The sequence below is a fragment of the Brevibacillus dissolubilis genome (assembly GCF_006170445.1).
Lineage (GTDB): Bacteria > Bacillota > Bacilli > Brevibacillales > Brevibacillaceae > Brevibacillus_B > Brevibacillus_B dissolubilis.
The window spans coordinates 324,223-335,338 of sequence record NZ_VCNA01000004.1; the positions used below are offsets into that span (position 1 = coordinate 324,223).

Sequence of the window (11,116 nt, forward strand, 5' to 3'; positions counted from 1 at the left end):
CCTCCCTTATTCCAAACCGAAGATGCCGCGGGTCATAGCCACGATCTTATCTGAGAAGTAGACGCCTACGAGTGACAAGACTGCTAGGCCGAATCGTAGCTTGACCTGCTCGATTTTGTTTGGGTTGGTGCTTGTTCCTAAGATGACGAATGCCCATGTGATCAACGCTGCTGTCACAAAGGCGAAAAAGCCGCGTACCACGCCGACAAACTCACTGGATGCGTCCTGCATTTCTTGCTTTAAGATGTTGGCATCGGGATTGACTTGCAGGTTGGCTTTGTCGGCGTGAACGGTTCCGGCAAAGGCAAGCAGGAATAGGGTTAATGCCAAGAAAATCTTGGAGAATTGGGTTGTTCCCATGTTTTCTTACCTCCTGTGAAGATTGAAGGACAGAGTATAGGTTTTACCTCCTTCGTTCGCTGGTTGCGCGGAGTCCCTCTGCGAAATGAAAAAGGTGTCAATTCACATACCTTTTGGCTGTAAACTGACACCTATGAAGTGAGTCAATCCATCTTTTTACTATTAATTAGCTACTTTTTTTTTATATTCTTGATACCGATATAGAAATGTTTTGGCTATTTGTTCTCGATTAGTTAAGTTCTTAGGTTGATAAAATTCTAAATCCGACTTTGGGACTTCATACCCCCTTTGTATTAACAATTCTTCAATCTCACTCATATTATAAATTTCATCGATAGACCACAAATAAATATTGTGAGAATCAACAGAAAAAATACCTAGGAAATCTTCTATCCCGTTATCTTTTTTAAGCCATATCCTTATTTGATCTTGTAATTCTCCTTTATCGCCCCATCTATGCCAGATCGATAGTAACGTTTGAGTTTTAGTTCCATGCTTTTCGATAAAATTATCATTCTTACTATCTAATTTAATTCTATCAATTAATTGTAGGGCCAATCTTCTAATTTCTTCTTCAGTTAATAGTCTAGGTTCTTTGGGCTCCCGTGGATGAACATATTCTAATATTTTCCCTGCGAAAGTTAAAGGAAGTGTCTCCGTAACGATTTGTTTCATAAGGTCCAGTTGCTCACTCCTAGAGAGTTGCTTTAGAAGTCGGGATATTAATCCCGCTGCTCTATCCACGGGTAATATTATAGATGCCCTCAGATCTTTTGATAATGCCTCTCCTTGATTTGCAATTATGGCACCTAAATTTTTTGCCGAAGAAGAAGACATCTTTTCCTCTATCATTTCAAACTTTCTTAGTAGCTTTTCATACCCAATAGTTTCAGATATAGATTCAATCCTTTCCTTTGCTAAATCAATCTCACCAGTTTCAAGTAGTTCCAATATTCCGTTAAACTCTATATCAGAAATTTGGTCGTTGGGGACATTATATACAAAATATTTTTCAAAATAATCCTTAGAACAAATCCTTTGTTCAGCTTTTAAATCTTTATCTGATTTTTGATCCGATGAACGGTTCCCAGACAGTAACGCTCCAAATTCAGGGAATAAATTAAACGTTAACTTTTTGATAATTTCTCTTTCATAATCTGTGTTTTTTTTACATGAATCATCAAACAATGATTGGTATTTACTTCTTGCATCGTCCCTATATTTTTGGTTGTCTAGCATTGCATCGGAATGCTCATAGATAAACTTATAAACTTCAGGAGAAAAAATTCTAATACCTTCGAGACATAATAAATCTAGAATATTGACTTCACCTTTAAGAAGAGGTACTGAAAAAAGTACAGCATTGAGATATCTTTTGGCTGTCCTTACCGTGAATGTCAGCCTACCAATAGAATGGCTCAAGATGTCATCAAAAAGGCGTTTATGATTCTCTTGAGATAACTCAATCTGGTTATCAGTAAGAATATCCTCTAATCCCTTCTTAAGAAGCTTTTGAATGTTTATCCGGTTAGCTGGGGGCAGGTATAGAGGAACTTGCACTATTTTTTCAAGGAAGGAATCTCCCATCTGATTCAAGTCATCAGTTCCAAAGCGGTCAGCCAATACAGATGAAACTACCTTTTCATCAAGTGCTAGAACATACGCCATATAAGGAAAATCTGCGATTAATTTAACTAATTTTAGTACTGCATGGGTTTCCTCATTGTCAAGCCGGTCTAAGTCATCAATTAACACGACAATTCTTTGCTTTTTGTCCTCTAGGAGTTTCTCTATACTTTTCCTTAAAGATAAAATGTCATCATCTTTCTTAAAAATAGTAGCAAACTCCTTGAATGAAAAGTTAAAAAATCCAGCTCTTATAGTAACTGACGAAAGCTTTTCTGAGTACTGTTTAAGCTTCTTGACCAGTTCACTTTTTTCTCCAAAAAAGTTCTTTTCAATTTCTGTGGTTAAACTCTCAAAGAATTGCAAGATGAGTTGCCCTTCATTTTCAAAATACCACGGATTAAAAGACACCGTTGCTATCTTTTCAGTTCCACCTTGTTCCTCAAAGTTCTCTTTTAAAAGGTTGAATATGGATGATTTCCCCATACCCCACTTTCCGTACAGACCAACGACGATACTTTCCTCCGCATTCCTATTCCTTATTGCATTTGCAATACCTGTTACGAATTTAGAACGTTCAAGTATGTCGTCATCAGATGTTTGAATTGGTTGATCAATAAATAAACCTTTTTTCGAGTTTTCAACACCTTTCTTTTTAAAAAAATACTCTAAATATTTTTTCAACATATAAGCACAATATAAAATTAATATAAACCATACCATTTTTGTTGCATCTGTTATGAAAATCCCTTGAGTATAACCTAAATTACTTGAAATCCCATAAGCTAACATACTAATAGTAGTTGATACTATCCAATAATCAATTTCAAAAGAAAACGGGGGATGTTTTATCCAACTGGAAATCAATTTAGACTTGGTTATTAAATTAATGAGCGCTATTGCAACAATAATGACTCCAACGAGCCAATAGGTTTTCACTAAGTTTGCTATGTCTAAAAGTTGTATATTTGTAATAAATGTTTGTTTCTCAGCTACCACAATGGCTACATAGATAATTGCAACTAGTACAGAAATCCACTGGACTATATTTTGAAGCTTACGGACTATGTCTGTAAATTTATTCTTCTTTTTGTGAGCTTTATCCACTATCTCATACCCCTTCGCTTAAACAATGCATTTATTTAAGTTCTATATGTTTAGATTACATTGTATATAAATGGACAGAGCTTTTCTATCTGTTTATTAATAAAACGGAGATCTAAAATAAAATCCTATCTCTTGTTAGTACCTAAACATTCCCCAACATCCCCGAATTCCTCAGACATACGCCAAACAACATACTTGACACCCCGCTTAGCCAACAACCGCTTACTAACCCTCAATCCCTTCTCCCCCGCCTCATCATTATCCGGAACTAGAACAACCTCCACACCGTTCCAGATCACTTCCACCAACAACTCCACCTGCGCCTCCGTCAAATGCGTCCCCTGCATCGCCACAGCCGCCACCCCCATCTCCTGCGTGAGCAACAACGCATCAAAGATTCCTTCCGATACATACAACCTTCCCTGCTCTTTCGCCCGTTCCACCGCCTCATGCAAACCGAACAATATTGCTCCTTTCTGATAAAGCCCATCATTCGGCGTATTCCAGTACCGGTTCGTCGCCGTTGCTTCCAACGCCCGATATGTAAACCCAACTACCTGCCCAGTCCGCCCATCACGGTTTGGGAAAACAACACGATCCATCGTCTTATCCCAACCAATCCCATAGGCATCAACCGTCTCCCATTTCAACCCACGCTCATGTAAATACTGCCTAGCATTCGCTGACAGCGCCAAATCATCCGCATACTTCCGTGCCTGGGCAGCTCGTTGACGTTGTAACAATTCCGTCGACACCTTTTCATGGACCTTGGCTTGTGTTCGAGCTTTGGATTTACGCTGAGCTTGGGCATAAACCTGAACCTTAGCTTTTTCTTGGCTCTCAGCCACAGAATGGTTTTGGCCACCAGCACAATTACGCTGCGAGTCCCGCTTTCCCCGTTTCCTGCTCCCCAACTCTCTCCACGCCAACAATGCCTCTTCCGCTCGCCCCATGAGAACACCCATCTTCCCTTTGAGTAACTGCACCTGCACATCCCGAAGCACCTTTCGCGTCGCATCCCCAAAACGCAGATCGTGAAGCTGCCGAACCATCTCCGGCGCATCCCCAGACAGGTTGCAAGCATGGCAGTACCAGATGCCTTTGTCCCGATTCGCGTAAAAGCTCGGATGACGATCATCATGGAGTGGACACAAGCACGGATTTTCTCCCGCCCGATTCCGCTTGTACACCGTGATGCCCAGCCAGCGCAGGTAAACGGACAGATCAACCCATTCACGAATCCACGCCGCCACTTTGCGGATGTAGGAGGTGCTGATCTTTTTCGGTAAGCGGAGAGAATTGGCAAGCGTACAGCTGGCCGGCTCTGTAATGACGCTGGCATCCTCACCCATCTGCAACACCTTTGCCGCTACTCCCCATGTTACATTCGCCCCACCGTGAGCTTTATAAACCAACTGGGGTATATCCTGTATACTATGATTTTTATACATAGCGCCATGACGTTTGCCGGATGCATCATGGCTTTTCACCGCTCCTGCAACACCAGCAGAAGGGCTATTAGGTGAAAATGCAACATGATCAGTGGAAGCAAAAAGTGGAGACGCAGCAGGTGATGGTGCAACATCAGCAGGCACATCCCCCTCGCTCTCAAAACCTGTACAACTATAATCACTATCCACAAGTGCAACATGACCACGACCAGGCCCAACCGCCTTTTTCCGCTGGGGCTTACGCGCCGAAACCCTTTCCTTACGTACTTCCTCCATCCACTCGCCCGTTCTCTCCACAATCACACCACTAGCAGTATGCTGCGTCTGGATCAGCCCGCTTTGCTCCAGCTTCCGCATGTTGCGCCAAATCGTAGTGCGATTCACACCAAACAGGTCGGCGGTCTCCTGAATGTTGACCACACCCTGCCCCACTACATACAAAAAAATCCGATATAATCTGTCCATCATCGTAAGTAGGGAATGGAGGGGGAATCATCCCCAACTTGTCCACTCCCCCTGCCACTCCTTTCTCAGATGTTCAAACATGCTATACGGAGACAGCTAAACACCGCATCCATCTATCTGTCGCCATTTTAATGAGCCATTCAGCAAGTATCCAACGCAAACGGCCTCAACGAAGGCTTCTATCATATCTGGTGATTGTGAACATTAAGCCTGTTGTTGCCCGTCCAGGTCTATGTCAATCAACACAGGCAACCACTTCACAAACCACTCCGCTGGAATAAAAAGATCTGGCTTCAGCACTTCGGGTAGATGTCGCTTCACTAGATCATATACGTACTCATAGGAAAGGGAGAAAACACGCTGCGTCTGCTTGGCCTTTTTTACCACGCACTCTTTGAAATTCAAACCGACCTCAGAGGCTTTCATTCTAAAGGCATGGAGAACAGACTTCATCTGATTTGTAGGTGTATGGGCGGTAGTGAAAGGAGTCTGAGTCTGAGACTGGTACTCAAGCGTATACTCGTCCTGGAGCTCGTGCTCATCTCCTTCCCCTTCATTTGCTTCGGATACTTCCTCCACCTCATTCTCTGGCAGAACCAATCTGATTTCTGGAGACAACTCTCTATCGAGAGCAGAAGCCAACTGCTCCATCTCTCTCGACTCGGTAAAAAGACGCTCCTTCCAATCACTCCACTTCCGCGCAGGACCGATCACGAACGGAATGTTCTCTTTGAGCAAATAATACAACTTCACCAACTGCTCCTCCGTCCACCGCAGCAGATCTGCCCCGATAAACAGATAGCTTTTTATCCCCTGCTCATAACGATAGCGGGTACCCTCACGCCCGATCACGCTCGAAACTCCTTTGCGAAAATGGCAGACGATCAGATCCTTGAGAAAGCAGCAGCTCGCATCCGATTGGATCAGCAATTCTATCTTCTTTTTAAGCAATTCCACGACCGTTGTCTCTTTACCGCTCATCACCATTAGCTCAACAAACTGCATCTGCGTTCCTCCTTTCCTCTAGCCATGATCTATCCTTGCAATTACTTACGTGGTGTAATGTGTAGCAGCGGGATCTCTACTCTGGAAAAGCTTCCTTCTCGCCCGCTCTAGCACCCATAGCCTTTCTACTAACTCTACTCTTACTCACACTCATCTTTTGCTGACAATCTGGTACTACATCAGCTTTATACGAGCCTCTAAGCATAAAAGGCGACTGGCCCCAACGAGAACCCCGTTTCACCTGAATCTGCATCAATTCACGCATCGCCTCTTTGAGCAACGCATTGTTCTTCATGCCCCGCTCTCTCCTGCGCTAGACGGCAGCATCCCTTCCCGAATATCCGTACACTCAATCCCATACTCCTGCTTCATCCAACTGAGCAACGCAGCTCTCGGAACCCGCAATCTGCGCGAATGAAAACGTATCACCGGGAAATCGGGACGGTGGGCCAGTTCATACACAAACTTCCGATCCACTCTCAGAATCTCCGCTACCTCATCCATTTTGAGCATGAATGGGTAAGCATCGATGCTCGTAAACGTTGGTTTTTTCTTACTCATCCAATCCTCTCCTTTTTGATTCCAAATGTAACTTTCTGGTTTTTCTCTTTCCTTATTGCACTCCTATTTTATCGCCTTTTGCGTAAGTATCAGGTTCGACATTTTCTTTGAATATTCGACATACAAAAACACAAAAAAAGCGCCCTTTTTGGCGCCGGTTCGTGACTGATGTTACTGACTCGGTTAATTTTGACGAACTTCATTAATTTTGACTCGCCAATAATGTTTTATCGTGCTTCAATGTATCGAGAATATCGGTAATATGTAACAGCTCTGATGTATCCATGCTTTTCCTATTCTGAGCATACATACGGAACAATTCATGAAGCATCTCTGTGATTTCTGTCTCCGCTTTCAGCTCCGCGAAAACCTTCATCCCAGAGAAAAGGGCTTTTACCGCTGCTTCCATCTCTCCCAGCAAAACCAGCCCCTGGCCCTTGAGTCGTAAATATTCGGCATACTCTCGCTGTATGATCAGCTTCATCTCTTGCCGATCCAATAGTTCCAAAAATTCACCTTCGTAGTCTAGTAATGCCTCCATATCCGCCAGCAACCCCAGTTTGATGCTGACCCGCAAAAGCTCGTTCACTGCTGTCACGGTGTTCATGTCTTGCCAATCTTCATAATGGTGAAGATATTCACGCAACAGCTTCATTGCTTCGGGAAATTCCCTCCGTCTCGCGTGCAGCATCGCCTGGTCTACCATGATGTGGGGAGCATCGTGCCTGTTAAATATCTCTACATAGTCGTTCAAGTACTTTTCCGCCTTGTCGTAATCGCCTAAATACAGGTAGGAATTGTACATTGCGAGATATGCTTCTTCTTTCCACATCACGATCCTTGGATCACTACTGCTTGTACCGTCAATGATCCTTTGCAGAAGGAATAGACAATCTCTGTATTCTCTCAGATAGAAAGCATGTATGCCGACCATGTAATGGACCAGAAGATAGTCCGCATTCTCCAATTCCCCTGCCTCTTCGATCACGCGCAGACCGTAATAGTAACTCCCTTCAAGCCCTGTAACATTGCTCCGCTCGATGAGATAACGCTGCAACAGTGCCTTTGCGGACATTCGGAGGTATCCATACTGCTTAGCGTACTCGGCCACGATACTAAAAAGCATTGTAGCCTTTTGGTTGTATTTTACAGTCTGCCTTGTTTCACTTGGGGCGATTTTTTTTGTATGGATTTCACTAGTATGATGTTTGCTAGAATACGTATCGCTAGCATGTTGTTCGCTAGTATCCATTTCGCTTATGTACCTTATACTTTTTCGTTTCGCGGTGTGCGAACCGGCGTACGTTTCCACATCCAGGTCCGTGTAGGTTACGGCGAAATCATAAAGACGGTAAAGAGCATGATCCAATTCATCACTATTTTCCCACGACTTAATCAACTGCCCTACGATTTTGTATACCAATCCAGGCACTTCTGGTTCCGTTTGTAATGCCTTTTCCAACAGATGTTCCAACACGTTTGTCTGGTTTTCTTGTTCCACATACAAGGCATAGGCTTCTTCCTGTGGGATGTTCAGCTGCTCGATCAGATATTCAAATGTTTCAAGATCAGGGTGCTTCGTTAGTCCTTTCTCAATTCGTGAAAGTGTGCTGTACGATACTCTGCTATCGGCCACTTTGCTTAGTTGCGAGAGCGACATCCCTTTTTTCTCTCGGTAGAATTTAACCAGTGATGAAAGGTTTGTGTTCATACAACCATTTTCCTCCTGTTATGCTTTTATTCCCTTGAAGATGCTCTTCTTCAAAAATTATCTTCGTATACATTGTAAAGTGGAACCCAAAGACAATTTACATCTTCCTTGACTCTCTTTACTTCCGCTATTTCTAGCAATTGACTTAGAAAAGAAGGAAAGAACAATCTATCTGTATTTTTAAACTTCAACTCCAAAATGTCATCATCTGTCCAACCGATTGATTTTAAATACGATGCATCCTCTACAATTGGAGAAAACCACAATTTAAACAAAAATCCACAAAAAACACCTCTCCTATCATCCTTCGCCTCTTCTACAATACTTTGATATAAATCCTTTAAATAACTATAAAATTCCTCCCAGTTTGGTAAATTATCAATTTCTTTTCTGACATCCTTAGAAGTTTGAATAGTCTTGCCCTCCAAATTCAATACATTTGTAGGGCGATAAATTGCACGATCTCGAATGTAATTTAGTTTTTCGTAGAGAGCTGGTATGCTAGTTTGGTTATTCTCATAGTCATGATAAATGAAATGGTCATGTAAAATTCTAAAGGGACTTTTGATGTCATTTCTTATTCCGAAATTCTCTCGTAAATCTTTGATGTATCCTTTAATATTCTGATGATTAATTCTTGAAGATAAGTCTTGTTCTAATTTTCCTTGCTCAATCCATTGTTCAGGAGTCTCATCTTCACTATTAAGAATATTCTCATCTACCTCGACTTCAACATAGCTACGCCCTTCGATTTGTTTTGTTGGGAAGTAGAAACGTAAAGGATATCTTTCATCTAGTAGCATTAAGCTTGTGAATAGATGATATAGAATATAGTAAGAACTTATAGTTTTAGAGATTCTTAGTCCCCCGGCAATATCAATATTTTGAACTGATTCAATTGCTTTTAATTCACTTATTCCAATTATTGCTTTATGAAACGAAAGAGCAGAACATCCTAAAATATAATCAATATTACCAGAAGACGTCCTATCTAATAAAAACTGTTTACCTCTTACTTCAAATTTCAGCTTTTTTGATATAGATTCACGTTGATTATCATCCATACAATACCTTACCTCCATATCCAAATTTTGTTTGATTATAAAAAATCACTTTGATCTAAATGAAAACCAAATAGGACCTTGTTATTCGTGAATAGCCACATTGTAGGTAAATATTCATATATCAATTATAGATCATTTGTTGTTTTTAATGATAAAATTGAATTAATAAAGCTTAATAATAGAGAAGGAGTATAATATGGGAATATACGATAGGGATTACACTCGGCTTACTCAGGAAGAGTCCAAGTTATGGCAAGCAATTCAGGAGAAAGAAAAAGTCGGTCAGTTGGGGGAACTATGGATAAGAAAAAGCTTATTCTTGGATTACCCTAAAGCTGCAAGACATTACATGAGCCTATTCCCTAACCATTATTTAGATATTGTAGATTTAAAGAATGAACAGGAACTTCATACTCTGAATGCTAAGTTCCTTAAAGAAATAGATGATCCTCAAGTAGGCGAACGCAGAATACTAAACTGGATACGGGATAATAAAGCCTACTTCATCATCGCCTCCCTGATGAAGAGTAATTACAACTTTGGCCATCATGCGGCTTATATCATGCCAGAATTTAAATTAGGCAATTCATACCAGGTCGACTTTTTACTAATTGGAAAAAGTTCAGGAGGTTACGAATTTATTTTTGTCGAGTTAGAATCACCATACGGTAAAATCACAACATCTGATGGTGGATTAGGGGACTCATTTAGGAAGGGCATGAAACAAGTTGAAAATTGGGAAGAATGGCTCGAAGCCTACTATACATCTTTCGAAGAGACTTTAATAAAATATAAGCATCCAAAAAAATCGTTTCCACATGAGTTTCTTAAACTAGATAAGACGCGTTTACATTATACCGTTGTGGCTGGCCGTCGAACCGACTTTAATGATAAAACTTACCGAATTAAGAGAAAGGCAATGGAAAATCAGAAGATATTATTACTACATTATGATAATTTGTACCAAAGCGCTGAAGCACTTATAGGAGCATCAACGTACTAATAAGAGCACGAATTTTCTTCCCTTTTTATTTTGAACTATTCCAGATTGTCAAAGCCAGCTCTTCAAAAAGCTCTTCATAACCCCAGTCAGGTGAAATGATAGGGATTCTCTCTAAATCTTTCAGAACTCTTCTAGATCCTACGCCCCTTTTACATTTATCCCAAAATACTTTTTTATCTTCGGCAATTATTCCTACCAAATCAGTAATCTCAAATTTAAAATCTCCATTATACCTCCACTCCCTCTCCCACATAAAGTCGTGTTTAGGTGTAACAATATTTATTAGAGAATAATATTGAATCAATTCTTTATGGAAATCGGAGTTTTCGATAGTAAGATCCTTGTACCTTCTGACCTCTACAAAATTCTTGCGAAAATCATCTAATAAATATTGTTTCAGTTGCGTACCAATGGCATTAATGTATACTGCTGGGCTTGCCCCGCTAGCAAATAAGTCTTCTTTCCAGAAGATTAGACCATATGGCTTCAATTTGATTTGCCTTTTAATTTCACCTGTTAGGTTTTTAATTTGATGAAGTGGAACCTCTGTAAAACAAACCGTGTTAAAACTCTTTTTAAGTTTGTTTGTGAAATTCATTCGATCAAATTCATATTTGAATAAGCAATGGGGATTCCTTGCTTCAATCACACATCTGTCCAACATATTCACAAGATTATCTAAAGCTGGACTTCCTTCGAAATCTCGAGTTAAATGAACCAAAAACCGAGAAAAATCATCTCTATTACGTGGGTTTTTCTCCAA

General features: G+C 40.9%; 10 protein-coding genes. 1 reads left to right on the forward strand and 9 read right to left on the reverse strand.

The features are described 5' to 3' along the window. Window positions 1-6 precede the first annotated feature (6 nt). From FGI41_RS10590 to FGI41_RS10625, 8 genes are all read right to left on the reverse strand, one after another. Window positions 7-360, reverse strand: a complete 354-nt coding sequence (locus tag FGI41_RS10590; RefSeq protein ID WP_139490089.1) for a hypothetical protein — start codon at window positions 358-360, stop codon at window positions 7-9. Window positions 361-522: 162 nt separating this feature from the next. Then, complete coding sequence (locus FGI41_RS10595) at window positions 523-3,093, reverse strand: KAP family P-loop NTPase fold protein (RefSeq protein ID WP_139490090.1); 2,571 nt, start codon at window positions 3,091-3,093, stop codon at window positions 523-525. Window positions 3,094-3,218: 125 nt separating this feature from the next. Then, on the reverse strand, window positions 3,219-4,964 hold the full coding sequence (locus tag FGI41_RS10600; protein ID WP_176560223.1) for a CHC2 zinc finger domain-containing protein: 1,746 nt from the start codon (window positions 4,962-4,964) through the stop codon (window positions 3,219-3,221). A 249-nt stretch (window positions 4,965-5,213) separates the two neighbouring features. Further along, the gene (locus tag FGI41_RS10605; protein ID WP_139490092.1) at window positions 5,214-6,014 is read right to left on the reverse strand and encodes a hypothetical protein; all 801 of its coding nucleotides are present in this window, start codon (window positions 6,012-6,014) and stop codon (window positions 5,214-5,216) included. A 76-nt stretch (window positions 6,015-6,090) separates the two neighbouring features. Continuing rightward, window positions 6,091-6,309, reverse strand: a complete 219-nt coding sequence (locus tag FGI41_RS10610) for a hypothetical protein (protein WP_139490093.1) — start codon at window positions 6,307-6,309, stop codon at window positions 6,091-6,093. Beyond that, window positions 6,306-6,575: a helix-turn-helix domain-containing protein gene (locus FGI41_RS10615; protein ID WP_139490094.1), complete on the reverse strand. Its 270-nt coding sequence runs from the start codon at window positions 6,573-6,575 to the stop codon at window positions 6,306-6,308. Before FGI41_RS10615 ends, FGI41_RS10610 begins: the two co-directional genes overlap by 4 nt. Window positions 6,576-6,777: 202 nt before the next feature. Further along, complete coding sequence (locus FGI41_RS10620) at window positions 6,778-8,286, reverse strand: helix-turn-helix domain-containing protein (RefSeq protein WP_139490095.1); 1,509 nt, start codon at window positions 8,284-8,286, stop codon at window positions 6,778-6,780. Between the two features lie 50 nt (window positions 8,287-8,336). Next, complete coding sequence (locus FGI41_RS10625) at window positions 8,337-9,350, reverse strand: hypothetical protein (RefSeq protein ID WP_139490096.1); 1,014 nt, start codon at window positions 9,348-9,350, stop codon at window positions 8,337-8,339. A 196-nt stretch (window positions 9,351-9,546) separates the two neighbouring features. On the opposite strand from FGI41_RS10625, the gene FGI41_RS10630 reads away from it, so the two are divergent. Then, entirely contained in the window at window positions 9,547-10,353 is an 807-nt protein-coding gene (locus tag FGI41_RS10630) for a Shedu anti-phage system protein SduA domain-containing protein (protein WP_255298423.1), read from the forward strand. 25 nt (window positions 10,354-10,378) lie between these two features. On the opposite strand, the gene FGI41_RS10635 is transcribed toward FGI41_RS10630, so the two are convergent. Next, window positions 10,379-11,116 carry a hypothetical protein gene (locus FGI41_RS10635; protein WP_139490098.1) on the reverse strand — a complete coding sequence of 246 codons (738 nt, stop codon included), beginning with the start codon at window positions 11,114-11,116 and terminating at the stop codon, window positions 10,379-10,381.

Coding starts and splice junctions, on each gene's coding strand:
- FGI41_RS10590 (WP_139490089.1), bottom strand. CDS start 360: ATGGGAACAACCCAATTCTCCAAGATTTTCTTGGCATTAACCCTATTC.
- FGI41_RS10605 (WP_139490092.1), bottom strand. CDS start 6,014: ATGCAGTTTGTTGAGCTAATGGTGATGAGCGGTAAAGAGACAACGGTC.
- FGI41_RS10610 (WP_139490093.1), bottom strand. CDS start 6,309: ATGAAGAACAATGCGTTGCTCAAAGAGGCGATGCGTGAATTGATGCAG.
- FGI41_RS10615 (WP_139490094.1), bottom strand. CDS start 6,575: ATGAGTAAGAAAAAACCAACGTTTACGAGCATCGATGCTTACCCATTC.
- FGI41_RS10620 (WP_139490095.1), bottom strand. CDS start 8,286: ATGAACACAAACCTTTCATCACTGGTTAAATTCTACCGAGAGAAAAAA.
- FGI41_RS10625 (WP_139490096.1), bottom strand. CDS start 9,350: ATGGATGATAATCAACGTGAATCTATATCAAAAAAGCTGAAATTTGAA.
- FGI41_RS10630 (WP_255298423.1), top strand. CDS start 9,547: ATGGGAATATACGATAGGGATTACACTCGGCTTACTCAGGAAGAGTCC.